The organism is Microbacterium sp. Ag1 (assembly GCF_001005635.1).
Taxonomy (GTDB): Bacteria; Actinomycetota; Actinomycetes; order Actinomycetales; family Microbacteriaceae; genus Microbacterium; species Microbacterium oxydans.
Window position 1 is genome coordinate 52,767 of the sequence record NZ_LBCR01000023.1, and the last position, 25,563, is coordinate 78,329.

The 25,563-nt window shown below is 66.1% G+C and carries 28 protein-coding genes; 10 read left to right on the forward strand and 18 right to left on the reverse strand.

The window, feature by feature from the left end; genetic code table 11:
* Positions 1-150: 150 nt before the first annotated feature.
* The 4 genes from AAY78_RS03195 to AAY78_RS03210 are packed head-to-tail and all read right to left on the reverse strand — an operon-like array spanning position 151 to position 5,007.
* The gene (locus AAY78_RS03195) at positions 151-1,788 is read right to left on the reverse strand and encodes an amylo-alpha-1,6-glucosidase (protein WP_156172606.1); all 1,638 of its coding nucleotides are present in this window, start codon (positions 1,786-1,788) and stop codon (positions 151-153) included.
* Positions 1,785-2,729 (reverse strand): carbohydrate ABC transporter permease, encoded by a 945-nt coding sequence (locus AAY78_RS03200; RefSeq protein ID WP_082108554.1) that lies wholly within the window; start codon positions 2,727-2,729, stop codon positions 1,785-1,787. The genes AAY78_RS03195 and AAY78_RS03200 overlap by 4 nt, the downstream gene beginning before the upstream one ends.
* Positions 2,726-3,688 carry a carbohydrate ABC transporter permease gene (locus AAY78_RS03205; RefSeq protein ID WP_052748623.1) on the reverse strand — a complete coding sequence of 321 codons (963 nt, stop codon included), beginning with the start codon at positions 3,686-3,688 and terminating at the stop codon, positions 2,726-2,728. The genes AAY78_RS03200 and AAY78_RS03205 overlap by 4 nt, the downstream gene beginning before the upstream one ends.
* A 2-nt stretch (positions 3,689-3,690) precedes the next feature.
* Complete coding sequence (locus tag AAY78_RS03210; RefSeq protein WP_052748624.1) at positions 3,691-5,007, reverse strand: ABC transporter substrate-binding protein; 1,317 nt, start codon at positions 5,005-5,007, stop codon at positions 3,691-3,693.
* A 161-nt stretch (positions 5,008-5,168) separates the two neighbouring features.
* On the opposite strand from AAY78_RS03210, the gene AAY78_RS03215 reads away from it, so the two are divergent.
* Positions 5,169-5,612, forward strand: coding sequence for a hypothetical protein (locus AAY78_RS03215; RefSeq protein ID WP_231589646.1), 444 nt, complete (start codon positions 5,169-5,171; stop codon positions 5,610-5,612).
* Between the two features lie 87 nt (positions 5,613-5,699).
* Here AAY78_RS03215 and AAY78_RS03220 read toward each other — a convergent pair whose 3' ends face one another.
* From AAY78_RS03220 to AAY78_RS03265, 10 genes are all read right to left on the reverse strand, one after another.
* Entirely contained in the window at positions 5,700-6,914 is a 1,215-nt protein-coding gene (locus tag AAY78_RS03220; RefSeq protein ID WP_046746921.1) for an MFS transporter, read from the reverse strand.
* Between the two features lie 13 nt (positions 6,915-6,927).
* The gene (locus AAY78_RS03225) at positions 6,928-7,818 is read right to left on the reverse strand and encodes an alpha/beta hydrolase family protein (protein ID WP_164734070.1); all 891 of its coding nucleotides are present in this window, start codon (positions 7,816-7,818) and stop codon (positions 6,928-6,930) included.
* A gap of 356 nt (positions 7,819-8,174) precedes the next feature.
* Complete coding sequence (locus tag AAY78_RS03230) at positions 8,175-8,849, reverse strand: hypothetical protein (RefSeq protein ID WP_046746923.1); 675 nt, start codon at positions 8,847-8,849, stop codon at positions 8,175-8,177.
* A 41-nt stretch (positions 8,850-8,890) separates the two neighbouring features.
* Complete coding sequence (locus tag AAY78_RS03235) at positions 8,891-9,889, reverse strand: asparagine synthetase A (RefSeq protein ID WP_046746924.1); 999 nt, start codon at positions 9,887-9,889, stop codon at positions 8,891-8,893.
* A complete protein-coding gene (locus AAY78_RS03240) occupies positions 9,886-10,494 on the reverse strand; it encodes a 3'-5' exoribonuclease domain-containing protein (protein ID WP_052748625.1) in 609 nt (202 codons plus the stop codon). Before AAY78_RS03240 ends, AAY78_RS03235 begins: the two co-directional genes overlap by 4 nt.
* The gene (locus tag AAY78_RS03245) at positions 10,495-11,949 is read right to left on the reverse strand and encodes a PfkB family carbohydrate kinase (protein WP_082108555.1); all 1,455 of its coding nucleotides are present in this window, start codon (positions 11,947-11,949) and stop codon (positions 10,495-10,497) included. It lies immediately after the preceding gene.
* Complete coding sequence (locus AAY78_RS03250; RefSeq protein WP_046746926.1) at positions 11,867-12,325, reverse strand: HIT family protein; 459 nt, start codon at positions 12,323-12,325, stop codon at positions 11,867-11,869. Before AAY78_RS03250 ends, AAY78_RS03245 begins: the two co-directional genes overlap by 83 nt.
* A 41-nt stretch (positions 12,326-12,366) precedes the next feature.
* Positions 12,367-13,026, reverse strand: coding sequence for a methyltransferase domain-containing protein (locus AAY78_RS03255; RefSeq protein WP_046746927.1), 660 nt, complete (start codon positions 13,024-13,026; stop codon positions 12,367-12,369).
* Positions 13,023-13,535, reverse strand: a complete 513-nt coding sequence (locus AAY78_RS19470) for an HIT family protein (RefSeq protein ID WP_082108556.1) — start codon at positions 13,533-13,535, stop codon at positions 13,023-13,025. The genes AAY78_RS03255 and AAY78_RS19470 overlap by 4 nt, the downstream gene beginning before the upstream one ends.
* A 39-nt stretch (positions 13,536-13,574) precedes the next feature.
* Positions 13,575-14,891: a hypothetical protein gene (locus AAY78_RS03265; RefSeq protein ID WP_046746929.1), complete on the reverse strand. Its 1,317-nt coding sequence runs from the start codon at positions 14,889-14,891 to the stop codon at positions 13,575-13,577.
* Positions 14,892-15,227: 336 nt separating this feature from the next.
* Between AAY78_RS03265 and AAY78_RS03270 the strand changes: the two genes are divergently transcribed.
* The 4 genes from AAY78_RS03270 to AAY78_RS03285 all read left to right on the forward strand — a co-directional run bounded on the left by AAY78_RS03270 (position 15,228) and on the right by AAY78_RS03285 (position 17,303).
* Entirely contained in the window at positions 15,228-16,298 is a 1,071-nt protein-coding gene (locus AAY78_RS03270; protein ID WP_046746930.1) for a M4 family metallopeptidase, read from the forward strand.
* Positions 16,273-16,578, forward strand: coding sequence for a protealysin inhibitor emfourin (locus AAY78_RS03275; RefSeq protein WP_046746931.1), 306 nt, complete (start codon positions 16,273-16,275; stop codon positions 16,576-16,578). The genes AAY78_RS03270 and AAY78_RS03275 overlap by 26 nt, the downstream gene beginning before the upstream one ends.
* 61 nt (positions 16,579-16,639) lie before the next feature.
* Positions 16,640-16,975 (forward strand): hypothetical protein, encoded by a 336-nt coding sequence (locus tag AAY78_RS03280; RefSeq protein ID WP_046746932.1) that lies wholly within the window; start codon positions 16,640-16,642, stop codon positions 16,973-16,975.
* Positions 16,976-17,057: 82 nt separating this feature from the next.
* Complete coding sequence (locus tag AAY78_RS03285; RefSeq protein ID WP_046746933.1) at positions 17,058-17,303, forward strand: hypothetical protein; 246 nt, start codon at positions 17,058-17,060, stop codon at positions 17,301-17,303.
* Positions 17,304-17,326: 23 nt separating this feature from the next.
* Here the strand turns inward: AAY78_RS03285 and AAY78_RS03290 are convergent, their stop codons facing one another.
* From AAY78_RS03290 to AAY78_RS03300, 3 genes are read right to left on the reverse strand one after another with little or no spacing between them, the layout of a single operon-like run.
* On the reverse strand, positions 17,327-18,133 hold the full coding sequence (locus tag AAY78_RS03290) for a siderophore-interacting protein (protein WP_046746934.1): 807 nt from the start codon (positions 18,131-18,133) through the stop codon (positions 17,327-17,329).
* Complete coding sequence (locus AAY78_RS03295; protein ID WP_052748626.1) at positions 18,126-19,175, reverse strand: FecCD family ABC transporter permease; 1,050 nt, start codon at positions 19,173-19,175, stop codon at positions 18,126-18,128. Before AAY78_RS03295 ends, AAY78_RS03290 begins: the two co-directional genes overlap by 8 nt.
* Positions 19,172-20,221 (reverse strand): FecCD family ABC transporter permease, encoded by a 1,050-nt coding sequence (locus tag AAY78_RS03300; RefSeq protein WP_052748627.1) that lies wholly within the window; start codon positions 20,219-20,221, stop codon positions 19,172-19,174. The genes AAY78_RS03295 and AAY78_RS03300 overlap by 4 nt, the downstream gene beginning before the upstream one ends.
* 40 nt (positions 20,222-20,261) lie before the next feature.
* On the opposite strand from AAY78_RS03300, the gene AAY78_RS03305 reads away from it, so the two are divergent.
* The 5 genes from AAY78_RS03305 to AAY78_RS03325 all read left to right on the forward strand — a co-directional run bounded on the left by AAY78_RS03305 (position 20,262) and on the right by AAY78_RS03325 (position 24,064).
* On the forward strand, positions 20,262-21,215 hold the full coding sequence (locus tag AAY78_RS03305) for an ABC transporter substrate-binding protein (RefSeq protein ID WP_046746935.1): 954 nt from the start codon (positions 20,262-20,264) through the stop codon (positions 21,213-21,215).
* A gap of 78 nt (positions 21,216-21,293) precedes the next feature.
* Positions 21,294-22,076 (forward strand): ABC transporter ATP-binding protein, encoded by a 783-nt coding sequence (locus AAY78_RS03310; protein ID WP_046746936.1) that lies wholly within the window; start codon positions 21,294-21,296, stop codon positions 22,074-22,076.
* 34 nt (positions 22,077-22,110) lie between these two features.
* A complete protein-coding gene (locus tag AAY78_RS03315) occupies positions 22,111-22,839 on the forward strand; it encodes a ribonuclease H family protein (RefSeq protein WP_046746937.1) in 729 nt (242 codons plus the stop codon).
* Between the two features lie 29 nt (positions 22,840-22,868).
* Positions 22,869-23,258 (forward strand): DoxX family protein, encoded by a 390-nt coding sequence (locus AAY78_RS03320; RefSeq protein ID WP_046746984.1) that lies wholly within the window; start codon positions 22,869-22,871, stop codon positions 23,256-23,258.
* Positions 23,259-23,338: 80 nt separating this feature from the next.
* Entirely contained in the window at positions 23,339-24,064 is a 726-nt protein-coding gene (locus AAY78_RS03325) for a Pr6Pr family membrane protein (protein ID WP_046746938.1), read from the forward strand.
* Here the strand turns inward: AAY78_RS03325 and AAY78_RS03330 are convergent.
* On the reverse strand, positions 24,055-25,407 hold the full coding sequence (locus AAY78_RS03330; protein WP_046746939.1) for a flavin monoamine oxidase family protein: 1,353 nt from the start codon (positions 25,405-25,407) through the stop codon (positions 24,055-24,057). The two genes, AAY78_RS03325 and AAY78_RS03330, sit on opposite strands and share 10 nt — an antisense overlap.
* Positions 25,408-25,563 lie beyond the last annotated feature (156 nt).

Below are 25,563 nucleotides of genomic sequence, written 5' to 3' on the forward strand. Positions count from 1 at the left end.
CCCTAATCTCGCCGTTCTGCCCTTATTCCTTCGCCGTTTCACCAACGCCTACTCGCCGTCTTGCCAGCGACAGTCGTCCTATCTCCCTGCACGGGTGTTCGCGATGCCTCGCCTCTGGAAGGGGGACAGCTCCCGATGGGGGCGGAGGCGTCAGCTGAGCTGCACGGCGAGGTCGATGAAGAGCGCAGCCGACCAGCCGAACGCGGTCGTCGCCGTGCGGGCCTTCCGACCTGTGTGCGGGTTGAAGTACTCGTGCGGACCACCGCCGTGGATCACCAGCGCAACGGTCTGCTCCCGCAGCTCCCGCGCCCGCTCGGCGTAGCCCGACGCCTCGAGCCCTTCCGCGATGAGCGTGCTCGTGTTGACCCACACCGGGCCACGCCACATGCGCTCGTCCGAGAAGTCCGGGTCCGAGGCCGCGACCGTGGGCAGACCCCAGGGCAGGCGGAAGCGTTCGGGGTCGTCGACGGCTGCGCGCAACACCTCGGCGATCGACGTCGGCAGCGTGCCCGTGAGCAGCGGCATCAGGCCGACGACGGTGTCGCTGAGCTGCGGCTCCCCTCCGCCGAACGCGAGGAAGCGGCCACGCTCGGGATCCCACATGCGCAGCAGCAGCTCCTGCGTGGCGACAGCCCGCTCCCGGTACCGCGACACGTCGGCATCCGGCTCGTACCTCTCCAGCAGCGACGCGAGTTCCCGATCTTGGCGCACGAGGTACGCCCCGAGGTCGGGGGCCGCGGTCGGCAACGGACCGTCGAAGATCGGGCTGTCGTCGAGGCCGGAGGAGTACGGGTGACCGTACTCGGGCATCCCGTCGTGGTCGAGGTCGCTTCCCGCGAACCACCAGTCCTGCGAGCGGACGATGCGCGCCAGCTGCGTCCTCGCGTAGTCGGGGGCGTCCTCGGCCTCGAGCACCTTGCGCAGCGCCCAGGCGGCGAGCGGCGGCTTCGTCAGCGGCACCGGGGCACTCGGATCGGCGATCTGCGAGCCGGCGCGACGCAGGTTGGCGCGGTCACTCTCGGGCAGATCATCGCTGGTGGCCAGCACCCCGAGCTCGTGCACCACGTCGGGCAGCTGCCCGTCGGACTGGGCGAACCGGAAGGCGAGGTCGAGCTGTTCGCGCGCGAGCTCCGGGTCGCCGTGTCGCAACCCGGCGGCGATGAAGTACGCATCCCACTGCCACAGGCCGACATAGCCGATCTTCGACGGGACGATCGCCCTGGCGTCGCCGAGAGAGGGCAGCTCGACGACGTTCGCCCCGAGCACCCACCAGCAGAACGCGGTCATCTCCTGCAGGTCGTCGCGCACGGTCGGGCACTTCGCGAACCAGTCGGCCCAGACCTCCTCCGTCGCGGCGAGCGCGGCAGCATGGTCGCGGGGCTCGACGACGACGGCACGATCGGCATCGATGCGGAGTCGAAGTCCGTCACCGAGCGGATGCTCATCCACACGCCCGTCCGGTCGCCGCAACCGCACCCGCAGCCCGGGTTCTCCCCCGAGGCTCAGGGTCGACGGATCGGCGAACGTCAGCGTCGCCGCCGCATCGCCGAACGTCACCCGCGCCGGATGCACGTCGGTCACCGGAAGCACCGCTCCCGCGGCATCCACCACACCCAGCGCGTCCAGCACACGGCACTCCGACAGCCGCCTCTCGTACTCCGAGGTGTGCACGCGCACGCCCTCCCCGTGCTCCGCGCGGAACACGAGCACCCGCGAGCGCGGCAGCGTGAAGGGCGCGATGACGAGGTCGAGGTGACGACCGGCGAGCGCTGCAGCATCTGTCATCATCGTCCTCCGAGTCCCGACGCAGCCATGCTGTTGAGGATCTTGCGCTGGCCGATCACGAACACGATCAGCATCGGCACGGTGGCGATCGCGGAGGCCGCCATCACGAGTCCGTAGTTGACCGACCCCTGCTGGCTCTCGAACGCGTTCAGCAACAGCGGAACCGTGAACAGGTCGGGCGAGTTCAGCAGCACCAGCGGGAACAGGAAGGCGTTCCAGACATCGAGCGCCACGATGATGCTGAGGGCTGCGAGACCGGGCTTGAGGTTCGGGAGCACGACGCTCCAGAAGATGCGCCAGCGGCCGGCGCCGTCGACGATGGCCGCCTCTTCGAGCTCGCGCGGCAGCGCCAGCACGAACTGACGCATCAGGAACACCGCGAACGGGTTCGCCATGATCCCCGGCACGATCAGCGCGAGATGCGAGTCGACCCAGCCGAGGTTCGACATCAGCAGGTAGAACGGGATCAGCGTCACCTGCTTCGGGATCATCTGCGTCGCCAGGAAGACGATGAAGAGCACCTTGCTGCCGCGGAATCGGATGCGCGCGAACGCGTAGCCGGCCATCGAGGCCGTGAGCAGGGTGCCCACCACCACGAGGATCGCGATGTAGGCGCTGTTCAGGTAGGCCTGCCCGAACGGCACCGCGTTCCACGCCTCGGTGTAGTTGTCGAAGGTCCAGGGGTCTGGCAGGAACTGCAGGGGGTTCTTCAGCAGCTGCGGCAGCGTCTTGAACGAGGTCAGCAGCATCCAGATGAACGGGAACACCATCGCGATCCCGGCGATGATGAGAACGACGTGCAACGCGGTCGAACCAAGCCGGCGGCGCGCGCGATCGACGGCAGGGCCACCACGGCCACGCGAACGGTAGCCGGGCGCGGTGATCGCGACGGTGGAGTCGGTCGCCGGAGCGGGGCCGGTGAGGGGAGGCGTCTGGATGCTCATGCGGGGTCATCCTCGTAGTGGACGAACTTCTTCTGCGCGCCGAACTGCACCGCGGTGATGACGAGGGTCAGCACGAGCAGGATGATGCTCGCGGCACTGGACGGACCGAACTCGAACCGCCCGAAGCCCAGATCGAAGATGTGGTAGACGATCGTGCGGGTCGCGTTGTCGGGGCCCGCGTCCTGCACGAGCACGTAGACCGTGTCGAATGTCTGCAGGGAGGAGATGAACGCGACGACCGACGAGAAGAACACGATCGGCGAGAGCAGCGGCAGACGGATGCTGGTGAACAACCGCCAGGGACCGGCGCCGTCGATGCGCGCGGCCTCGATCACCGAGGGCGAGATGTTCTGCAGCCCGGCGAGGAAGATCACCACGTTCAGGCCCATCGACGACCAGATCGTGACGATGCAGACGGCGAGGAGGGCGAGCTTCGGATCCTGCAGCCAGTCGGGCGGGGTGACCCCGAAGACCTTCGAGATCGTCGTGGAGAGCAGGCCGTCGGAGCGGAACATCTGCTGCCAGATCATCGCCACGGCAACCGTCGAGGTCACCACGGGCGCGAAGAACAGGATCAGGTAGAGCGTGCGCGTCTTGAGCTTCTCGAGCGCGACCGCGACGATCACCGAGAGGCCGAGACCGATGGGGACCGTGACGATCGCGATGATGAGCGTGTTGATGATCGCTCGCCACAGCAGTGGATCCGTCAGCTGGTCGGCGAAGTTCGCGAACCCCACCCACGTGAGGTCGGACAGACCGTCCCAGTCGGCGAACGCCAGCACCAGGCTGGCGGCGAACGGCAGGACGACGAACAGGCCCATGCCGATCAGCTGCGGGCCGACGAAGACGTACCCCCACCGCCGATCACGGCGGCGCCAGAGCGCCTCCTTGCGCAGGGGCGGGGCGGATGCCGCAGGGGTGACCTGCGGCATCCGCCCGTTCTCGGTGACAGTGCTCACGCCTACTTCTCCGACCGGTCCTTGACCACGTCGGCGATCGTGTCGAGGGTGGCCTGCGCGTCGGTCTTGCCCTGGTAGAGCTTCAGGAACTCGTCCGCGATCGCGGTCGGCAGGCCAGGCACGCGCGCCTCGGCGGGGTAGTCCTCGAATCCGATGTCACGCATGTCGAGGAAGGTCTGCGCATGCGCGGGGTAGTCGCCCTCGAGCACCACATCATCGGCGCCCTTGATCGACGGGACGGCATTGCCGCCGCCCTGCAGACGGAATGTCTGCCCCTCCGCCGAGAGGAACTCGGTCCAGAACGTGAACGCGGCGTCCTTCACCTTGGTCTTGCCGTTGATGGCGAGGAAGCTGGTCGCGACTCCGGTCGGAGCGGCTTCGCCGTCGGGAGTCGGCCACTGCACGATGTCGTAGCTGTCCTGCTCGCCCGTCGCGCTCACCGTGCCGATCGTGTAGCGGCCCTGCACGAAGAAGCCGGCCTTGTGCGTGACGAACACGCTGTCGGCCCCGGCCCCGTCCGGCAGGGTGTCCGCCACGACGAAGGTGCCGTCTTCGAACAGGTCGCCGAGCTGCTGCACGGACTCGACGGTGTCGGCATCCTTGTTCGCCACGAACGCACCGGAGTCGTCGTACGGGGCGTCGAGACCCTGCGACGACAGCCAGCTCCAGTGCGTCGCCCAGTAGTTCCAGTACATCGTTCCCGTCAGGCCCGCGTCGTGGAGCTTCTTGTTCATCTCGAGGAACTTGTCGGTCGTCCACTCGCCGTTCTCGGCCAGGGTCGCCGGGTCTTCGGTGATGCCGGCGGCGGCGAGCGCCTGCTTGTCGTACCAGAACACGTCGGGGTTCGAGTCGTTCGGGGCGGCGTACACCTCGCCGTCGTTCTCGGCAGCGCCGAAGAGCCCGGGGAAGAAGTCGTCCTTCTTCGTCTTGCTCTCCTTCGAGTCCATCAGGTCGCTGAGCGGCATGAGCCGGTTCGAGTCGACGAACTGGCCGATCTTGTCGTCGCCCACGTAGAACACGTCGGGGGCGGTGTTGCTGGTGAGCTGAGCGAGCAGCTTGGAGTGGTAGTCGCCGTAGTCCGCCACGGGCTGCAGCTTGACCTTGATGTCGGGGTGGCGCTCCATGAAGTCCTTGTTGAACTCCTCATAGCGGGTGAGCTCGTCGGCCGTGCCCCAGGTCGACCAGACGACGGTGGCGTTGCCGTCGGCGTCGACGCCTCCACCGCCTCCTCCACCTCCACCGCTGCACGCGGCGAGTCCGAGTGCCAGAGCGCCGGCGGCCCCCAGTGCCAGAAACCGCGTCACGTTCGCACGTGCCATCTCGCTACCTCTTTCATCATTGGAAGATCAGGTCGGGAACACCCTTCGGGCGTACTGGTATTCTGTATACAGAACGCAATCCTGTCAAGGAATCGTGGTGGGGACCGGGCCATCGAGACCATCCCGTGACGAACGAGCGGGGCATGACGCAGACTGGCTCCATGACCGATCCTGATCCGAACCTGATCGACCCCGCACTCCTTCCGACACCGTTCACCGCCGCGGAGATCCGCGACGCCATCGGAAACGGCACGACGATCCACCTGCTCCTGGAAGGTCCGGACGGCCCGCTCGGCGAGCACGTCAACCGCTATCACGACGTGGACGACGAGGGTGCGACGCTCGACCGCTGGTCGGTCGAGGACCCGAAGGCGGTCGTCTCGAACCGGGTGACCTGGCTCGAACTCCAGGGCCACTCCGCGTTCGATCCCGAGACCACGAGTGTGTCGACGGTGAGCCTGACGACTCCCCTTGGCGCGCTCACCTGCCGCAGGTACGACACCGTCGACGGTGTCTTCTGGTTCTCTGTCGACCACCCCGGCATGCCGGTGCAGTTCGAATCCGACGGACTGCGCACGACAGTGCTGAGCATCGAGCAGCACTGATCACCGGACGAGGAAGGGAGGGGAGCTGCCTCGCGCTCAAGAGCACAATCCTCGCTCCCGCGCGAGGGAACGCCTCCTCCCACGCCGCTAGACGTCATCCTGTCGAGCACGTATAGAAGCGCTCATAGTCAATAGCAACTGCATGGCGACCAGGATAAAGACCACCACGTAGATCACGATCGGGGCTCCGAAAGCCGCCGCGACGACTCCGATCACCACGTTTCCCACTGGGTTCAGCGACAGCGAGCCGAGCCAGTCGTATGAACTGACTCGCGAGATCGCGTCCGGGGGTATCCGGCTCTGCAGCGTCGTCACCCACAGTGTTCCCGCAACTGCCACCCCCGCAGCGGACAGCAACCCAGCGGCTGAGACCCAGCCGACAGGCAAGGAACTGGCGATCGCGAGGAGGAAGGGAGCGTCGAGCAGTACCAGCATCACGCACAGGAGGAGTGGTCGCGACACGCGGACCTTGAAGGCGACGAGACCTCCGACGACCGAGCCGATCGCTCTGGCCGCGAGAACGGCTGCCCAGCCGGCCACACCGTAGCCGTTGTCCTCGAAGACCACTGGTCCGAGGAGCGCGATAGCGGGGAGCAGGGTCGCCTGATAGATGGAGAACGAAACGACCATCTGCCAGACCCAGGGCCGAGACGCGAACTCCCTCCAACCGACTCGAAGATCAATCCATATGCCGCGATTCTTCGACTTCGTCTGCGTGTCGCCGGCCTTCCGTACAGCAGCGGGGACCAGTGCGACGAAGCAGGCGCTGATGAAGAACGTGCCCGCGTCCACTCCCAGTGCCACCGCTGGCCCGTAGATCGCGACGACTACACCTGCCACCCCTGGAGCGACGACGCTGACCACGTTCTGCGCGACCTCAAGTAGCGCATTCGCTTCGCGCAGATGCTCTTTGGGCACGATCGTCGGCAGTATTCCGGTGGCTGCGGGAAGAAAGAACGCGCTGGCAGTTCCCCTGATCAGCTGGATCACGACGAGCGCCCAGACGTTGTACCACCCGACAGCGAACATCAGACACGTCAAGGCCTGGGTCAGAGCCATCATCAGGTCAGCGAGAACGACGATCGTTCTCCGCTCGAAGCGGTCCGCCAGTACGCCGCCGAGCAGGATGAAGACGACGGCAGGCAATGCGGGTGCCGCAAGAACCAATCCCAGATCGATCGCACCGCCCCCGAAGTGAAGCACACCGAAGGTGAGGGCGAGTATCCCGAAAGACGACCCGAAAGTCGATGTAGTCCGCCCGATGAAGTACCAGCGGAAGGCTCGGCTGCGCAGCAGAGTCATAGCCGGCCCTCGGCTACTCACGATGCACACCGTCGTTCAATCTATGCGATACCCAGGACGCAACCGCCCCATCGAGGAGGGCTTTGTTCTCAGCCGAGTGGACGCCGTGTCCTTCGCGGTCGAAGGTCAGAAAGTCGACACCGCAGCCCCAGGTCGAAGCCACTCTTCTGGCATGTTCGATCGGCACGTTCTCGTCGACACCGCCGTGAACGATCAACATCCGTCCTGCGCGAGGGGAATCTAACTTGGGGGTCACCGCTTTCCAGCAATCGGACGAAACCCCGTACTCCTCTATCGACTCGATGCGGGAACCGCCTGTCGTGGACATGTAGTCCTCAAGGTCGTACAGACCGCTGATTCCGACACCGCTCTGGACGAAATCTCTCGAAGCCACGACATTCGCGGCTAAGAGCGCCCCATAGGAGACGCCGAGAACGCAGAGACGGACGCCCTCCGTCAGCTCCGCGATCAGATCGGTCGCATAGAGGGCGTCGTGCACCGCGTCCACCCGGAGGGGTCCGTCGTCAAGCCCGCGATAGTGTTCTCCTCGCCCTGCGCTGCCGCGGACGTTCACGTCGAACACCTCGAATCCGGCCGCAACGAGCGCATCGAACGTCGAGGACTGCCGGGGGCGCGCCTGGAGCGCGGGCCCCCCGTGGAAGGCGATGACCGCTCCTTTCGGGCGGCGCGAGGTTCGCCGCCAGCAGTCGATCGGGACGCCGTCGAACGATCTCCATTCGATCCGCTGAAAGCCGAAGAGTGAGACGTCCAAACCGGAGTCAGGAACCACGCTGCGAACAACACCACTCCGATCCGCGACGACGATGTCGCAGGGGCTGCCGGGGTGGTCCAGGATGGCCGCGAAATGATCGGGACGGCCCAGCCACACGATCTCCCTGATCACGCCAGGCATGGTCGTCCTCCACTCGAGGCGCCCATGGCGATTCCATATGCGAACGCCGGAGAGACCGCGCTCGTTGACGGCGAGGAGAAAGTCGCCGTCCGGGGTCTTCTCCCATGCGTCAATCTCTTCGCGAACGCCCCGAGAACGGGCCGCTGCTCTCGGCTCGAACCCGTTGTTGCGGGTGCAACGAGCGCCGTCATGGCCGCCGTTGACGCAGACCGAAACGGCCGGTCCCTCGCGATGGGACGCCGCTTCAGTCGGGACCGAGTAGTGCACCCCTCGGTCCATCCAGCACAGCTCGACAGTGCCGCCCCTCAGGTCGCGGCGCCACTCGTTCGATACAGACAATTCAGTGTTCAGCTCAGTTGGGATGAGGCGGCGAGCACGAATCGCTCAAAGAGAGCGCGCGTCGCGGCATAGCCGCCACGAGTGAGTTCTTCACGGACGAGATCGCAGAGATTCGACCATGCGGCTGTCAACTCGACTCTGCTCGGTCTCGTCGCGTACGTGCCAATGATGCGCGCGAGATCGGCTTCGGAAAGCCGCTCCTCAAGGCGGCGATGCCCGGTCAACCCTCGGTGCAGACGCCGCTCCATCAGAGGGATGAGAGCGTCCTCTCGGTACTGGTCAATCGCCCTTGCCGCCGCGAGATACTCTCCGCGGGCGATGCGGATCGAGATCTGATAGATCCACGGGGGCGCCCACACGAGCGGCCAATCGGCATCCCCGCGGGGAAGCATCGCGGCGACACCGTCGACATCGATCTTGGCGATGTGCGCATGCGTCAGCACGTACATCACCTCGAGCTGAGGGCGATGCACGGCGACGCCCGAGTACTGCGACAACACCTGACCGCCGGCAGACGTCACCGCCGCTCGGACGACTTCCGTCGCCTCCCCCGTGGAAATCGACACCTTCAGGTCGAGGTCAGACCAGCGGTCGAACTCCCCGGTGCACGCGCTGCCGCTCAGCGTCCAACCGATTCCTGCGCTCTCGAAGGCGATCAGCACGTCGGTGAACAGTGTCGCCACCGGAGCAGGAAGCGGAGAGAAATCGACGTCGGAAGGACTTATCACGGGACGAGCTGTCGACCGTTGGCTCGTGGCATGAGTTGCACATCGCGGACGTCTTCCATCTGCAGAACCCATGCGATGAATCTCTCTGTGCCCATTCCGAAGCCGGAGGTTTGAAGCGGCGCTTCCTCTTTCATCCTCACATACCACTCGTAGGGGCCCTCATCGACCTCGTGACGTCTCATCGATTCCCGGAGCGTCGACGCGCCTTGATGCCTTTCACCACACCCGAGGACTTCACCCAGGCCGAACAGCAGGTCAGCATTCAGCGCTACTTCCTGCATTTGCGTGGTGGCTTGGTAGAACGGCACCGAAAGCGAGTCCCAATGTGTCAGCCAGACAGGGCCTCCGTGCAGCCGAATGAGGTCGTGCTCGCCACTTCGCGTGAGGTCGCGCCACCCGTCATGCTGAATGATCTTGGAATCGTCAAGCAATCGGGCTGCCTCATCGAACGTGACTCGGGGAAAGCGATCCTGCGTGACGAGATGCTCCAGATGCGAGATCGTACCGCAGTAGGCTTCGATCTCAGGCCCAGCGTCTTCCAGCACCTGCCGAGTGATCGCTTTCAGATAGTGCTCCGCCTCTTGAACGACGTCATCGAGGCTGCCGGGAATCTCTACCTCCGAGTGGTAGAACTGGCAGAGATGAGTGGAATCCGCATCCTCCCCGCGGAACGATGGCATCACGTAGTACGCCCCCTTCTCCGCAAGACGGAGCGCGTACTCGAGACCGAACTGCATGGAGTCCGCCAGGTACGTGGGGACTCCGAACAGCTCGATATGAACCGGGCTCGAGTCGCTCCCCCGCCCCATCGGGCTTGAGATCGCGCCCGTGGTGATGGGCAGATGAGCCGCCTTCACCCCCCGTGACCGCCAATAGTTCGATGTCCCATAGGTGAGGGAATCCTGAACCGTGACGATCAATCGGTGCAGCGGCGAATCGAGCACTTCGAGGTATCGATCCGGATTCTCCCAAGCTGTTTTCTGGTTAGAACTCATCGTGGAAACTCCTCCTGTTTTGTCACGTTCTGATTCGTCACGGTTGCCATCACCCCGTTGAACAGGTGGGCCTGTTCAATCGCATCTTCCAGTGCCACGTGGCTGTTGGTTGGTTTCTCTCGCAGACACATGTCCTGGATCACTGCTCGCGTCGCGTTCCCGTACTCGACGGGGGCGCCGCCCACGAACACGGACTTGATGTCCAGGTACCGCGAGTGATGAAACGGGGACCCCCCGCGGTACCTATGCATATACGCGGTGACGAACATCCAATCGAAGGCCACCGCGTAACCAACCATCACGGGCACAGTGTCCTCGGAAACTCTCTCGATCCAGGCCTCAACGACCTTCATGCCCGCTTCGGGATCCACGCCTTCGGCTTCGTGCCATCTCCGATCGATTCCTGTGGCTTCCAGCGCCGCAGGGTCCCAGTGTTCTGTCACGGGCGCGAAGTCGACCTGTATTCCTTGTTCGAGCTCGACACCGGAGCTGTATTCACCCGAACTCTGGCGGCCGGCCACAACCGCCCCCAGGCTGAGAAGAGAATTCTCGACCACTGAAGGTCCATCGGTCTCGACATCGATGGAGATGTATGTGAAGTCCATCTAGTTCCCCGGACGTGTGAGCACTCGATCGGCGATGAGCGATGATGAGCGGCCGGACACCAGCGGCGTGAACTCGATCGAGTCGACCAGCGGGGAGATCTCGTCGAAGAATGGCAGGCTCACACGCGAGTAGTCCCCGCCCTTGAGGTAGATGTTCGGTCGGAACTTCTCGACCAAAGGGACGGGAGATATGCCGTCCAACTCGATAACCCGATCTACCAGGCCCAACCCCTCCAGTGTTTCCTTTCGCCACTCGAAGGGAAGCACCGGGCGGGAAGGCCCTTTGAGCTCCCTGATGCTCTCATCCGAGTTGAGCCCGACGACGACGAAGTCTGCGATCTTGCGCGCGTACGACAGCAGGGACAGGTGACCGCCGTGTATGAGGTCGAAGCACCCATTGGTGAAAACAGACCTGGGTTTGACCCGCGCGAACTGGTCGTCCGAGTACAGATTCGAGCGCCCGAAGCGCACCGTCCGTCGCGGACCGAGCGAGAAATCGACAGCCGCCTGGGCAAGGGAAGCTGCAGTGACCGGTCCGATTCCGCACGCAAGATGCAGCGTGATGGCCGCAACGAACAGATCCCCGGCACCGACTGTTGCGTCTTCCTCGGAGATCGTCCCGGGGTGCGTTCTACCGACCTGTCTCTCACTGTCGAAGAGGTAGACGCCGTGCACGTCACTCGAGACAGCCAGGAGTGCGCAGTTCAGCAGCGATGCAAGCGATGCTGCCTCCTCGCCTATGCCATCGTCTGCTTCGCCCGAACCATCGTGCGCCGCCGAAAGCGATGACGTGCTGAGCGCATGTGCATACTCGCGATGATTCATCTTGAGGACATCGACGCCAACGCCGGCCCACGTATGAGGCGAGGCCGTGTCGACGACGAGGGTGGGAACCGACCGTCGCATGTTGGACAGAAGCTGCACGAGCGCGCCCGTATCCTCCTGACCGTAGTCCGATACGATCACAGCGTCGGCGCTGAGCAACGCCATCGCTACACGTACGTCGTCAGCGACGGACTTGTGGTTGTGCTTCGCATCGCGTCCCTTTCTCCGGCGAAGACCACCATCCACTCGCAGTCGGAATCGCGCACCTGCTGTGTCCGCCAGACACCCCGAAATTCGGCAGAATGTCACGCCGGCCTTCTCCATCTCGGGGATGACCGATAGAGCACTGTCGGGCACACACCCGACGTAGGTCACTCGCGCGCCGAGAGCAGCAGCGTTCGCCGCCGTGTTCGCGGCTCCGCCCAGATCCACATGGGAATATCTCCGCGGTCTGCTCTCGATCTCGCCTGCGCGGCTCGCCTCATCTGCGAGCCAGTAGTCGACGATCAGATCGCCGAAGACGACGATGTGCGGTGGTTCGCGTGTTTCAAACACCATCGCGCCCCATCTCGTCGAGGACCCGCTTGTGAATCGCCTCACGCTCGCCGTCCGGTCGGAGGGGAAGCTCATCGAGAGGCCGGTACCTGTAGTCAGAGTCTTGAAAACGACAGGCGAGCTCGATGAAGGTATGAGGAAGCACCTGCCCTGCGGCGGCGCCCTCGTCCCACCAGAAGTTCATTCCCTCGGGGTCGAATGCCTTGCGCAGCGATGGCATGATCTCCACGGCCGCTTCGAACGTGGACTCGAACTCATCGAAGCCCATCTTCTCGAAGGACTGCGCGTGCACGCGAGGAACGACTGCCACGCTCGGCACGCCCCTCGACCAAGGGGGGATGAACGCCACTGCATGCGGGGTCCGCGCCAGGACGTGTGGGGTCGACTCGAACTCAGCGCAGAGCGGACAGTCTTGTCGCGCATCGGCACGTTCATCCGTCTGATCAGGCATGGACTTCCTTCCCTGTTGTCCGCATGATTGCTTCCACTCGCTCAGCCCCTTACGTATGCACTGGTGAAGGTGTTGGCCAAGAGATGTCTCGAAGTGCGCACCACATCCTCGCTATTGCAAAGGGCAATATTTCGCCATCCATGGGATCTCATCGTCTCGGCGAGAGAGTCCGGGTCGAAATGACGCACGTGCTCGTCAGGCTTCAGATGGATGTACTCACTCTCGACCCACCCGATCCCTTCTGTACGCCAATGGCAATACGGAACGGTGACAGCGATCATCTCCGCTCCGATACCGTCGAGAAAGGACAGGTCTGAGATGTGCTCGAGCACATCCCACATCGTCAGCACATCGACGTTCATCGTCGTGTCTACCGACTGCGTGACTCCCGGAACCTCGAGTTCGGCCGCATCATATCCGTACAACAAGGAGACTTCGCCGCGGGCATGCCGCAGGAAGGCGCCATTTCCGTATCCGAGATCGTACAGCGAGACTATGTCCCGACCAAGCGAAGCCTTGCAGAATTCGAGTCTGATAGCGCTCAGCTTCTTCTCGTTCTCGCGGTATTCGGGGTTGTCGTACCGAGATACGTACTCCTCAGAATACTGAAACGATTGTGGGTCCACCTGACAGAGCACTCCGTGCTCGTCGATACCGTACGATCGTCCCGCGATCTGAAACTCATCGGCGGCAATGCTCATTGTTCCCCCTCGGGCAATGGATTCAACGCTACGGCGATCGCGTGTGCGATTCTCATCTGCTCAGAAAGGCTCGTCAACGGAATATCGTCGCTCGGCCCGAACCCGTACTCGGCATCGGCATACCGAGGAACGATCTGAACATGGAGATGGGGTTCAGACTGGCCCGCCGGCTCGCCTGCATTGCAGAAATGGTGCACGCCATCTGGCTTGAGCGAATCGCGGACACCTGCGGCCACTTGGGCGACGACCCGGGCCATCTCCTTGCGCTCAGCATTGGTCATCTCTTCCAGCGTGAGAATATGTCGCCGCGGCGCCACGACAAGGGCCCCTCGAGATCGTTGGCGCTCATTTATGAAGGCAACCATTAGTTCACTCTGGACGATCGGCGCGTAGGCGAGCGCCCCGTCGAATCGTTCGCAATTCGAGCATTTCCGATCGGGAAAGATATAGGGCATTGCACCATCCTCGGCAGGTGTATGGGTGGGACGCCGATCGAGGCTGTCGTCCATGTGTGCGGCGCAGGAGACAGCGTGGCGCGCGACGGAAAACTAGATGAGCTGGAGCACGGGGTTGATCTTGCCTGTCGCGGCCTGTTTGAGCTCCGAGCTTTCGAACACGACGAATCTCAGCGTGTTCTGAGGAGTGGCGCTCAGCTCGTCGACGATTCGCGTCGCGAGCGTCTCAGGGTCGTTCACGGGCCCTGCGAGATGCACCTCTACGTGACTCCTGTCGCGCTGCTGAAGCTGGAATGCTGTTCTCGCCTGCAGACGCCCCACCACCTCGAGCACGCTGAACGGACTGTAGGATCGCCCCTCCGGGTCGTACAACACGGCAGACTCACGCCCGATCAGGCTGGTGACCATCGGCGTCCCGGCCCCGCACGGGCACGCCGCGGACAAAGCCGAGTTGGTCAGGTCACCCGTCTCATACCGGAGCAGTGCCATCGCCGCGTTCCTCAAGGGAGTAAGGAGGATGCGATACGCATCCTCCTGTGCCGATGAGGGTTCGGTCTCGGGCCAGACGCAGTCCGTGTCGAAGTGCAGGTTTCCCTCCTCACAGTCCCAACCCGCCATCCCCGTCTCGGCGGTTCCGTACATCCGTCGCACCGGCGCGCCGAACGTTTTCGAGAGATACTCCTGTTGAGACGAGCTGATCTGCTCGAAGGTGGTGATCACCACCTTCGGCCGGACTGTGATCTTGTTTCGCTCGAGAAATGCAGCAACGTCGATCAGCCGAGACGGAGCGCCGATGATCAGGCCCGGGGACGAAAGCTCAACCGCACCGGAAATGATCTCGTCGTTGAAGGACTGACCGGAGTCGAATCGCCTGAATTTCCATCGCAAACGCCCCGGCAATAGAGGTTCCACCGAGAGAATGGGATCTTCAGGATCACGCAGCCCGAAATCCCAAACATCATCATCATCGGAGACCCGGTATTCATCGGCTATGCGCTGATGGGCGACCGTGTCCCAGAATGCGGATTCCGTGTCCCGGATGACGGTCGTGGGGACACCAGTGCTCCCCGATGTGCTCGCGACGTACAGGTCATCTCCGAAAACTTCCCCGTCTGAGCCACGACAGATCAACTCCGCAAATCGGTTCTGAAGTTCTGTCTTCCTCAGCGGCGGCACAGAGCTCAAGATCGCGTCGGCATCGAGCTTCATCTTGCCGGCTTGGTAATACGGTGCGTGCGTCAGTGCGTATTCAAGCCGCTCACGCAACAATACATTCGCTTCTCCGCGAGCCGACCTTGCATACCGGATGATGCTTTGGCGAATCGCTGAGATTTCGTCCTCCTCGCGCGCTGCCCGCATCTCGTCGATGCTCTGGGGAACTGCAGCTCGCAACTGGGAGATGACTTCCATAACGCCCTCTTCGTGTACTTGTCGCGCCTTTGAGGGGGCGCGACGGTGGACGAAGATTCGAAGACGCCACGCCCCCCACTATTTAAAGTGCATGCCACTTCTGCCTCAAGGCTTGAAGGGGCGCAGCTTACGGACCGGCTTAGCGGTAATCTTGAGCGTCATTTCGCACCTCCCTTCCGATTCCCTGCACGCTACCTTTGGTGCGAAACTCTGTCAACCGATCGGCGCAGAAGCCACCTGTTTCCAAAGGCGCAGTAGCGGCGCGCGGATGCCCCAGTATCGCAACTGGTGTTCCCACTGACACAAAATGTCGGCACCCCGGCGTAGGGTCGCACCATGAGCAGCACAGCATCCGGAGAACGTCATGGAGTGGTCCCCTCCTATCTGCTCGCGCGTCTGGCCGAGTCTGGCCGCTTCCCGAAGGCCGCAGCTGCCGCGCGACAGACCCTGACCGCCGGGCGTCCGCCGTTCCGCGCCCGCATCGACCTGTCGATCGACGAGAACGGCGATCTCGTCGCGCAGCTGTCCGACGCCCCCAACCGCACCATCAGCGACGCGGGCAACACTCAGCAGTTGCCCGGCGCGGTGGTGCGCGGCGAAGACGATGCCCCCGTCGAAGACACCGCGGTGAACGAGGCCTACGACGGGCTCGGGGCCACCTTCGAGATGCTCCTGGCGGCGTTCGGTCGCAACTCCCTCGATGACGCGGGCGCCCCGCTCGACGCGACCGTGCACTACGGCGTCGATTATGACAACGCGTTCTGGGACGGCGAGCGCATGGTGTTCGGCGACGGAGACGGCGAGGTGTTCCAGCACTTCACCGCCTCGCTCACCGTCATCGGCCACGAGCTCGCCCACGGCGTGGTGCAGCACACCGCCAACCTCGAGTACCAGGGGCAGCCCGGCGCCCTGAACGAGTCGATCGCTGATGTGTTCGGCGCCCTGACCGAGCAGTACTCCCTCGGCCAGACCGCCGGCCAGGCCACCTGGCTCATCGGCGCCGAGATCTTCACCGACGCCGTGGAGGGCGCGGCGTTGCGCTCGATGATCGCACCGGGCACTGCCTACGACGACGACGAACTCGGCCGCGATCCGCAGCCCGACCACATGAGCGGCTTCGTCCGCACCACCGAAGACAACGGCGGGGTGCACATCAACTCCGGCATCCCCAACCGCGCGTTCGCCCTCTTCGCCACCGACCTCGGCGGCAACGCCTGGGAGCGCGCGGGAACCGTCTGGTATCGCGCCCTCACCGGAGGCCTCTCGAGCACCGCGACCTTCACACAGTTCGCCGACGCCACCATCGCCGCGGCCACGACCCTCGATGCCGCCACCGCCGCAGCCGCTCGACGGGCATGGACGACCGTGGGAGTCTATGAGGATGAGCGAGTCCCCTCCACCGACTGACGCGCAGGTCGTCATCGCGGTGGTGCGCACCGGCGGCATCGCCGGCATCCGCCGTCAGTGGCGGGTGGAAGCGGAACCCGACGACGCCGTGGAATGGATCGATCTGATCGACCGCTGCCCGTGGGACCAGGAACCGGACGGCGGCGTCGGTGCCGATCGGTTCATGTGGAGCATCCGAGCGCGCACGCCGTCCGAGCGACGCGAACGCGAGCTGCCGGACTCCGCGCTCGACGGCCCCTGGCGCACGCTCGTCGACGCCGTGCGCGCGGCCTCCACCTGACACCCCATCCGACGTACGCTCTCAGGTGAGCCGTCGACCGGCGGTCTCGTGAAGGGGGATCATGCTGACGACGGAAGAAGCAGAACGGCTGCTCGGAGCAGCACGAGATGCGTACACCAGGGGCGACCCCCTGCTGCACCTGCACGTCGAGGTCAGTCGCCTCACCGGGGCCCCGTCATCCTGGGGTTCCGCGGAGAACGACTACCTCCAGAACGAGAGCGTCGGCTACTTCCTAGGCGAGGTCGAGAGGCTGGGGTGGCGGCTCGAGCACACGGGATATGCCTTCGTCGATTCCGGCGCCACCACCTCAGATCGGCTGATGAGCACCGGCACGGGTGTCGTCAATCACGGTGGCGTCTCGGGGTACTTCACCTTCCGCCGCGCGGCCTCCACCTGACACCCCCGGGCGCGCGGCGGCATCCGATCAATCGCGTGTGAATGCGGCCCCGTCTCGGCCGCACGGGGTCACAATGGACCCCATGGGACTGTTCCAGCAGAAGCCTGAAGAAGAAGAGAACCAGTGGGTGCTGCCCTCGGAACCGCTCGAGCGCTCCGAATCGGAAGTCCTCGACACGGCACCCGTCGTCGATCCGCTGTCGATCGGACTCGGCGCAGAGACCAGCGGTGACCTGAGCTCGGTCCTTTTCCCGGTCGCCCCTCCCGCGCCGGAAGCCACCGCGACCGAGAACCGGGAACCCCAGGACGACGACCCGGAGAAGGACTGACGGACCGGCCGGAGCCGCCGACCTCAGCCCCGCGCCTCACCCAGCCGCCAGTAGCCCGAGAACGTGATCCGGTCCTTCGAGACGCCACGGTCGACCAGGTGACGGCGCAGCTCCTGCACCGCGAGTCGCTCTCCGCACACCCACGCATAGTCGATCACCTCGGGCAGCTCAGCGGCGCGCACCGCCTGCTGCAGTCGCGTACCGGGCAGCTCGCCCCGGCGCTCGACCCAGGTGACGGCGCCCGCGAGATCCTGTTTCTCCGCGGCATCCGCGATCTCGATGAAGACATGCGTCTCCGCAGCTTCCGTCGCCTCGAGGATGCGGGCGATCGCGGGCAGTGACGACTCGTCGCCGATGATCACTCGGGCGCGGGTCTCGGGCAGTGGGGCATACAGGGCCGTGCACTCGCGGATGCCGAGAGCCGAGCCCACCCGCGCTCGCCCGGCGAACCGGGTTCCCGGACCCTCGTCGCCGTGCACGACGAAGTCGACGTCGATCTCGCGAGCCTCGGGGCGGTGGTCGCGCAACGTGTACCAGCGCAGATCCGGCCGCTCCTCGTCGGGGATGGCCGCGACAGCCGCACGGATGTTCTCCGTCCCATCGTTCGCGGGCAGCACGAGCGGAACGCTCTCGTCGCGGGGCAGCAGCAGACCGAGGTACTCGTCCGGTCCCGCGGGCGCGTAGTCGGCGAACTCCGCCGCGGAGATGGTGAGCCGCCGCATGTGCGGGGTGAGATCGCGCACGGCCGTGACGCGGGCGGCGAAGACGCGAGCTCCGGAACGGCGAGGACGCTGTGGAGGACGGACGCGGTCGATGGTGTGCTCAGCCACGCCGAGCCCCCTCTCTCCAGAGCAGCCACAGGAAGAATGCGCCGCCGACGGTGATGGTGACGACGCCGACCGGGATCGGCGCCGGGAAGATGTTCTGCGCGAGCAGGTCGCTCGTGAGCAGCAGCAGCGCCCCCACGAGCCCCGAGGCGAGGAAGCTCGTCGCACCGGTCAGACGCCGGGCGATGTGCGGGGCGATCAGCGCGACGAACGAGATCGGCCCGGCCGTGGCGACGGCGACCGCCACGAGCAGGGTCGCGGCGACGAGCAGGATCCATCGCGCCCGCACCGTCCGCACGCCCAGTGCGGTCGAGACACTGTCGCCGAGTGCCATCATCCGCGCAGCCGGCGCCGCCCAGACGAGGAGCGGGATGATCAGGAGCAACGCGATCAGCGCAGGCAGCAGATCACCCCATCCCCGGCCCTGCAGCGATCCGATCAACCAGGTCTGCGCCGTGGTCGCGCTCGCGACGAACACCTGCGTCAGCACGTAGTCGACCACGGCCATGGCGGTGGCCGACAGCGCGACACCGGTGAGGATCAACTGCACGCCGTGGAGCCCGGAACGCGCGGTGAACACGACGATCACGCCCGCGATCACGAGGGAACCGATGACCGCTCCGAGGGCCGCCTGCGCCAGGGATCCGCCCAGCACGAGCATCACGACCACCGCGCCGACCGAGGCACCGCTGCTGATGCCGATCACGTCGGGGCTGGCGAGCGGGTTGCGGGTCAGGCTCTGGAACACGGCCCCGGCGACGGCCAGGCTCGCGCCGACGACGATCGCGACGAGGCTTCGCGGCAGGCGGCGCCCGAGGACGAAGAACTCGTCGAGTCGCTCCGGTGGGCGACCGAGGAGCGTCTCGATCAGTGCGGCCGGGGTGATGATGTACTCGCCGATCATGAGCGCGGCGACCAGCAGCACCAGCAGGACGCCGGCGAGGATGCCGCACACGAGGGCCGTGCGATGGCTGAACCGGAAGGACCAGCGCTCTCCGCGGAGGACACGGTCGTCGGACGTCAGCGCGACGGTGCGCAGGCTCATGAGATCCCCGCCGTCCGCCTGCCGACCACGAAGGCGATGAGCAGCGGGCCGCCGATCAGAGCCGTGACGATGCCGACCTGCACCTCGCCGCCTCCGCCAATCACGCGGCCGAGGGTGTCGGCCAGAAGCAGCATCGCCGGGGCCGCGAGCAGCGACAGCGGCAGCACGATGCGGAGGTCGGGTCCGACGAGGCGACGGAGCAGATGCGGGATGACGAGACCGACGAACGCGATGGGACCGGCGATCGCGGTCGCCGTGCCGCACAGCAGCGTGACGGCGAGGAGCACGAGCGCGCGCACGACACCGGGCTTCACCCCGAGGGCGATCGCGCTGTCGTCGCCGAGTGCCATCAGGTTCAGTGCGGGCCCGAGCAGCAGAGCGAGGATCACGCCGACGATGATGAAGACGACCAGCGGCAGCGCTTCTTCCACAGGTCGGGCGGTGAGGGAGCCGACTCGCCAGAAGCGGAACGCGTCGAGCACCGTCTCATCCGTCAGCACGATCGCTTGCGAGAGCCCGGCCAGGATGGCCGAGAACGCGACGCCGGCGAGGATCAGTCGCACGGGCGAACCGGAGGCGAACCGGGTGCCCGAGAACCAGAAGATCACCGCAGAAGCGAGAGCGGCTCCGGCGAGCGCGAGCCAGATCGTGCCGCCGACGCCGAGGGCGCCCAGCACGCTCATGCCGGCGACCACGCCGAACGAGGCGCCGGCGCTGACCCCCAGCATCCCGGGGTCCGCGATCGGGTTGCGGGTGAGCGCCTGCATCAGCACACCGGCAGCACCCAGCGCGACGCCGCAGATGACCGCGTTGACGGTGCGGGTCACGCGCAGCTCGCCGACGATGTTCAGGACGTTCTGGTCCCCCGTGCCGAACAGCGAGAGCACCACCTCGCCGAGGGGCACGAACCGCGCACCTACGGCGAGGCTCAATGCCAGCGAGATCGCCAGCACGGCCACGACCAGGGCGATGCCGAACCACACGGGGAAGCGGGATGCCGCGAGCGGGGCACGACGACGCGTGACGACGACCGGTTCGGAACTCATATTTGGATAGCCTAACCAAACATCACTAGGGTTGTGAGACGTGAACAGACCTCATCGAACGCGCTTCCGTCCGCTCGCCACCGCTGTCGCCTCTCTGGCCGCGATCACCCTGATCGCCACAGGATGCTCGAGCACCCCCGCAGCGGAGGAATCCGCTCCCGCCACGGACTCGAGCTATACCGTGGAGCACGCGATGGGCGAGACGGAGTTCGAGTCGGTACCCGAGCGGATCGTCGTGCTCGACTCCCCGCAGATGGACGCGCTGGTCGCCCTGGGCATCACTCCGGTCGGCGCACCGGAGATCGGGGCCGGACGCGGTTTCCCGGCCTACCTCGCCGATGATCTCGACGGCACCGAATCGATCGGCTTCATCGCCGAGCCCGACGTCGACGCGATCGCGAACCTCGCCCCCGACCTGATCATCGGCTCGAAGGTGCGGCACGAGGCACTCTACGAGGAGCTGTCGGCCATCGCGCCCACCGTCTTCTCGGAGGACACCGGCACCAACTGGACCGAGCAGGCCGTGCTGACCGCCGCCGCCGTGGACCAGAGCGACAAGATGGACGAGCTCATCAAGGGCGTCGAGGACCGTGCGTCCGAGGTCGGCTCGGCGGTCGAAGCCGACGGCACCACCGCATCGATCGTCCGCTTCCGTGCCGACAACTTCCGCCTGTACGGGCCCGGCACGTTCTCGGGCTCGCTGCTCACCGACATGGGGTTCGACCTGGGCGCCGACCGCGACTGGAACGAGTACTCGATGATGGAGCTCAGCCCCGAGCTCTACGAGCAGATCGACGGCGACGTGGTGTTCTACATGAGCCCCGGCGGAGACCCGACCGCGACCACGCAGGAGCGGATCACCGGACTGTGGGGCGCCCAGCCCGGCCCCGCCGGCGACAAGGCCTTCGAGGTGGAGGACGACACCTGGATGGTGGGCATCGGCGTGATCGGTGCCAACCTTGTCATCGACCAGGTCGAAGACCTGCTCGGCTGACCCCTTTCGAATCGCTCGATTGGTTCCATCCCACCCGGAAACGGAACCATTCGGGCGATTCGAACACCCGGAGGAACAATGACCACGCCGCACCCGGCACTCGAAGCCCGTGGACTCGTCGTCGCCTATGACGGCAAGGTCGTCGTCGACGGCGTCGATCTGGCGCTGCCGGAGGGGTCGTTCACCGTGATCCTCGGGCCGAACGCCTCGGGCAAGTCCACCGTGCTGCGCGCCCTCGCCCGGGTGCTGAAGCCCGAATCAGGCGACGTGCTGTTCGACGGACGCGCGCTCGGCGAGTACGGCTCCAAGGAGCTCGCCCGCAGGATGGGACTCCTGCCGCAGGACGCCATCGCCCCCGAGGGGATGCGCGTCGCCGACCTGGTCTCGCGCGGCAGGTATCCGCACCACTCCGCACTGCAGCGGTGGACGTCCACCGATGACACCGCCACGCGCGAGGCTCTCGCCGCGACCAACACCACCGACCTCGCCGAGCGCTACGTGGACCAGCTGTCCGGTGGGCAGCGGCAACGCGTCTGGGTCGCGCTCCTGCTCGCCCAGCAGACACCGGTGATGCTGCTCGACGAGCCGACGACCTTCCTCGACATCGCGCACCAGTACGAGCTGCTCGATCTGCTGCGGGACCTCAACACGCAGGGCAAGACCGTCATCGCGGTGCTGCACGACCTCAACCAGGCGGCTCGGTATGCGGACAACCTCGTGCTCATGAAGGAGGGGCACGTGATCGCCACCGGCACCCCGTCCGAACTCATCACGGCAGAGCGCGTCGGCGACGTCTTCGGCATCGACGCGGTGGTGACACCCGATCCGGTCACCGGTACCCCGATGGTGGTCCGGCGGTGAATTCCGCGTCGTCCCCCACCGTTACGGTTGGAGGATGACGATCACCGCCGCCGCAGACGGCTCCGCCCTGGGCAACCCCGGCCCCAACGGCTGGGCCTGGTACATCGACGACGCGAACTGGGCGGCCGGCGGTTCGCCGCACGGCACCAACAACCAGGGCGAGTTGCGCGCCGTGCTGGAACTGCTGCGCGCGACGGCCGGCACCGACGAGAAGCTGCTGATCGAGTGCGACAGCCGGTACGTGATCGACTCCGTGACCAAGTGGATGCCGGGGTGGAAGCGCAAGGGCTGGCGCAAGTCCGACGGCGGACCGGTGCTGAACCGCGACCTGCTGGAGGGCATCGACGAAGCCATCCGCGGCCGTGACGTCGAGTTCTCCTGGGTCAAGGGCCACGCAGGTCACCCCCTGAACGAGGCCGCCGACGAGCGGGCGAACGCGGCAGCGAAGGCGTACCAGGCCAAGCAGGAACCGCGGCGAGGACCGGGCTTCACGATGGTGACGGATGCCGGAGCTGCGGTCGCCGCCTCAGCTGCGGTCGCCTCGTCCGCCCCCTCGGCTCCGGCTTCCACTCCCACAACACCGGCGCCCGGCGCAGAGACCCTGTGGGCCGAGGCCTCCGATCTCCTCGACGGGCTGGATGCGCCGGAGGACGACCCGATCGAGCTGCGCATCCCGCTGTCGTCCGACGAGCACGCGAGGCTGCGAGACCGTGCAGAGGCTCAGGGCGTCTCGCTCGAAGAGGCACTCCGTCGGCTGATCTGAGCGCAGTGGCGGAGGCGTACACTCGCACCATGTCGACTCCTGCCCGCACCATCGGCCGTATCTTCCTCGGCGCATCGCTCGTCTTCGCCGGCGTCTCCCACCTCACGGTGGCGCGCGAGGAGTTCCAGGCGCAGGTGCCGGAGTCGCTGCCCCTCGACCCCGACACCACGGTGCTGGCCTCCGGCGTGGCCGAGGTCGCGCTCGGTTCCGCTCTGCTGCTGGCACGCCGCCGTCGGCGCACCGTCGGCACGATCGCCGCCCTGTTCTTCGTCGCCGTGTTCCCCGGCAACGTGGCGCAGTGGATGCACCACCGCGACGGATTCGGTCTCGACACCGACATGAAGCGCTTCGTCAGACTGTTCTTCCAGCCCGTGCTCGTCGCTCTGGCGCTGTGGTCGACCCGGGAGCCGCGGCGCTGAGCGACCGTCGCGGGTGAGGGCGCCCGCTGCGGCACGGCGGCTCCTCCGAGGAGCGGTCCGTAGACTCGGCGGATGACGGAATGGGTGGTGACGCAGCGGTGAAGGCCCGCACCGTCTTCGGCCTGCTCCGCCTCGGCGCCGCCGCCGTCTGCCTCGTGGCGCTCATCCATCGACTCGCCTGGGGCCTGGCGTCGAACACCATCGCCAGCCAGAACTTCTTCGCCTATCTGACCAACCAGTCGAACATCGCGTTCGTGGTGCTGTTGAGCATCGCGGGCGTGATCGCCCTGCGCACGGCACGCGATCCGCGCTGGCTCACGGTCGCGCTGGCTCTCGTGCTGACCTGGACGATCACGGCTGGACTCGTGTTCGCCATCCTCGTCTGGCAGGCCGGAGTCCGCGGTATCCGCATCGACGTCCCGTGGTCGGATCAGGTGCTCCACTTCTGGCTGCCCGCAGTGACGGTGGCGGCATGGGCGCTCGCCCCCGGGCACCGTTCCGTCCCGTGGCGGGTGGTGCCGGTGACGCTCGCCTATCCCGTGCTCTGGGGCGTGTTCACGATGATCCGTGGGCCACTGATCGGTTGGTACCCCTACTACTTCCTCGACCCGCGACAGGTGAGCGGACCGCTGGAGTTCCTCGTGTCGTCCGCGATCGCCCTCGCGACGTTCGCCCTGGTCGCCTCGGTGCTCGTGCTCATCAGCCGCATGCCGCTGCCGCGAACGCTGCGCAGGGAGGGCGAGCAGAGCGCGGAGACTCCGACGGTCGTGCAGGCCTCGATAGACGAGCGCGTCGGTCAGACGTAGAGGGAGAGCGAGGCGAGGGCGGCTTCGATGGCCTCGTCCTCGTCGAGCTGCGCGAAGTCGGCGGCAGCCGCTCCGCCCACGATCCCCACGAGCACGTTCTCCCCGGTCGCGGGTCGCAGGTTGATCCAGGTCGGGATCGCCACGTCGGCACCGACAGAGTGCCAGATCGCCTCCTCGCTGTCCCAGAACGCCTCGTCCCAGCGCAGCCACACCGTCTCGATCGCGCCCATGCCGAGAGCGGAGACCGCGCCGCGGTTGGAGAAGGGCAGGGGCGGGTCGAACTCGATGCTCCGGTCCTGCAGCACCCCGAGCGGCACGGTGACGACGACCCGGTCGAACGACAGCGCCTCCCCGGTACCGAGACGCACGCTCACCCCCGAGTCGTCGTACGCCAGTCTCGCGACGGGCGAGTTGAGGCCGACGGTGACGCCGTCGAGCGTCTTCTCGATGAACGGCGTGAGGTCGCCCGTCGCCGCCTTCGGGTCTCCTGTGGGCAACGGCGGCGCGAACCAGCTCGAGAGTTCGTCGGCGCCGGCTCCGGTGCGGGCGGCGAGGATCGCGAGCAATGCGGCGGTCGCGGGGTCAGCAGGGTCGATACCCGCGGCGGTCAGCGCGTCGGCCACGGAGGTGTCTTCGGGAGCAGCCTGGGCCGTCGTGATCGCGGCGTCGAAAGGCTGCGGGTCGACCGGGTCGATGTCGCCATCGGCTCCACGCCAGAGTTCGCCGGAGAGATCGACGATCCCGACCTCCCCGCTGCTCAGGCGATCGAGCACCTCGCTGTCGTCCGCGTTGAAAAGCCAGGCCCCGAGCTGCGCCGGTACGGGCCAGGAGTCGTCGAGGCGCGAGTGGATCCTCCCGCCGACACGGTCTCGTGCCTCGAAGACCGTTACCTCCATGCCGCCCTCGGCGAGGAGCGCGGCGACCGTCGCGCCGGCGAGTCCTGCGCCCACCACGGCGATGCGTTCGCCCGAGGTCGCCGGGACCATGACTTCTTCGGCGGCGCGGGTGCCCGAGGCGATGGCTCCGCGCACCGTGCCGGGAGCGTCGACGTCGGTCGCCTCGCCCGCGAAGAACAGCCGCTTGCCGACGGGTCGCGCCAAGGCGGAGCGGGTATCGGACAGCACACCGACCGGGGTGAAGCTGACGGCGCCGAGAGAGTACGGGTCCGTTGTCCAGGTGCTGCGCACGCTCCCTGCCGCGGCGGGAACCCCGGGCGGAGGCTCCGGCTCACGCGTGCGCGTCGGGGTGGGCGTGGGCGCAGGTTCGGGGGTGCAGGAGACGAGCAGCACCGAAGCGACACCGGCTCCGGCGCCGAGGAGCAGAGTGCGGCGCGTGATCCTCATCGTGACGCCACCCTATCCCGCCTCATCGGGTTCCGCCTGCCGACTCCGCGTCGGGTGCGGCAGGCGGCGCGTGAACAACTCCTCAAGAACAGTGCGCCGAGAGCCGGAGAACCGGCCGGACCGCCGGGGGTCCGGCCGGTCCTGAGGAGTTGTTCA

Bases quoted from the DNA above. Each gene is read 5' to 3' on its own strand.
- AAY78_RS03195 (WP_156172606.1), bottom strand. From the start codon at position 1,788: ATGATGACAGATGCTGCAGCGCTCGCCGGTCGTCACCTCGACCTCGTC.
- AAY78_RS03200 (WP_082108554.1), bottom strand. From the start codon at position 2,729: ATGAGCATCCAGACGCCTCCCCTCACCGGCCCCGCTCCGGCGACCGAC.
- AAY78_RS03210 (WP_052748624.1), bottom strand. From the start codon at position 5,007: ATGGCACGTGCGAACGTGACGCGGTTTCTGGCACTGGGGGCCGCCGGC.
- AAY78_RS03215 (WP_231589646.1), top strand. From the start codon at position 5,169: ATGACCGATCCTGATCCGAACCTGATCGACCCCGCACTCCTTCCGACA.
- AAY78_RS03220 (WP_046746921.1), bottom strand. From the start codon at position 6,914: ATGACTCTGCTGCGCAGCCGAGCCTTCCGCTGGTACTTCATCGGGCGG.
- AAY78_RS03235 (WP_046746924.1), bottom strand. From the start codon at position 9,889: ATGAGTTCTAACCAGAAAACAGCTTGGGAGAATCCGGATCGATACCTC.
- AAY78_RS03240 (WP_052748625.1), bottom strand. From the start codon at position 10,494: ATGGACTTCACATACATCTCCATCGATGTCGAGACCGATGGACCTTCA.
- AAY78_RS03245 (WP_082108555.1), bottom strand. From the start codon at position 11,949: ATGAGCTTCCCCTCCGACCGGACGGCGAGCGTGAGGCGATTCACAAGC.
- AAY78_RS03250 (WP_046746926.1), bottom strand. From the start codon at position 12,325: ATGCCTGATCAGACGGATGAACGTGCCGATGCGCGACAAGACTGTCCG.
- AAY78_RS03255 (WP_046746927.1), bottom strand. From the start codon at position 13,026: ATGAGCATTGCCGCCGATGAGTTTCAGATCGCGGGACGATCGTACGGT.
- AAY78_RS19470 (WP_082108556.1), bottom strand. From the start codon at position 13,535: ATGGACGACAGCCTCGATCGGCGTCCCACCCATACACCTGCCGAGGAT.
- AAY78_RS03265 (WP_046746929.1), bottom strand. From the start codon at position 14,891: ATGGAAGTCATCTCCCAGTTGCGAGCTGCAGTTCCCCAGAGCATCGAC.
- AAY78_RS03270 (WP_046746930.1), top strand. From the start codon at position 15,228: ATGAGCAGCACAGCATCCGGAGAACGTCATGGAGTGGTCCCCTCCTAT.
- AAY78_RS03275 (WP_046746931.1), top strand. From the start codon at position 16,273: ATGAGCGAGTCCCCTCCACCGACTGACGCGCAGGTCGTCATCGCGGTG.
- AAY78_RS03280 (WP_046746932.1), top strand. From the start codon at position 16,640: ATGCTGACGACGGAAGAAGCAGAACGGCTGCTCGGAGCAGCACGAGAT.
- AAY78_RS03285 (WP_046746933.1), top strand. From the start codon at position 17,058: ATGGGACTGTTCCAGCAGAAGCCTGAAGAAGAAGAGAACCAGTGGGTG.
- AAY78_RS03295 (WP_052748626.1), bottom strand. From the start codon at position 19,175: ATGAGCCTGCGCACCGTCGCGCTGACGTCCGACGACCGTGTCCTCCGC.
- AAY78_RS03300 (WP_052748627.1), bottom strand. From the start codon at position 20,221: ATGAGTTCCGAACCGGTCGTCGTCACGCGTCGTCGTGCCCCGCTCGCG.
- AAY78_RS03310 (WP_046746936.1), top strand. From the start codon at position 21,294: ATGACCACGCCGCACCCGGCACTCGAAGCCCGTGGACTCGTCGTCGCC.
- AAY78_RS03315 (WP_046746937.1), top strand. From the start codon at position 22,111: ATGACGATCACCGCCGCCGCAGACGGCTCCGCCCTGGGCAACCCCGGC.
- AAY78_RS03320 (WP_046746984.1), top strand. From the start codon at position 22,869: ATGTCGACTCCTGCCCGCACCATCGGCCGTATCTTCCTCGGCGCATCG.
- AAY78_RS03325 (WP_046746938.1), top strand. From the start codon at position 23,339: ATGGGTGGTGACGCAGCGGTGAAGGCCCGCACCGTCTTCGGCCTGCTC.
- AAY78_RS03330 (WP_046746939.1), bottom strand. From the start codon at position 25,407: ATGAGGATCACGCGCCGCACTCTGCTCCTCGGCGCCGGAGCCGGTGTC.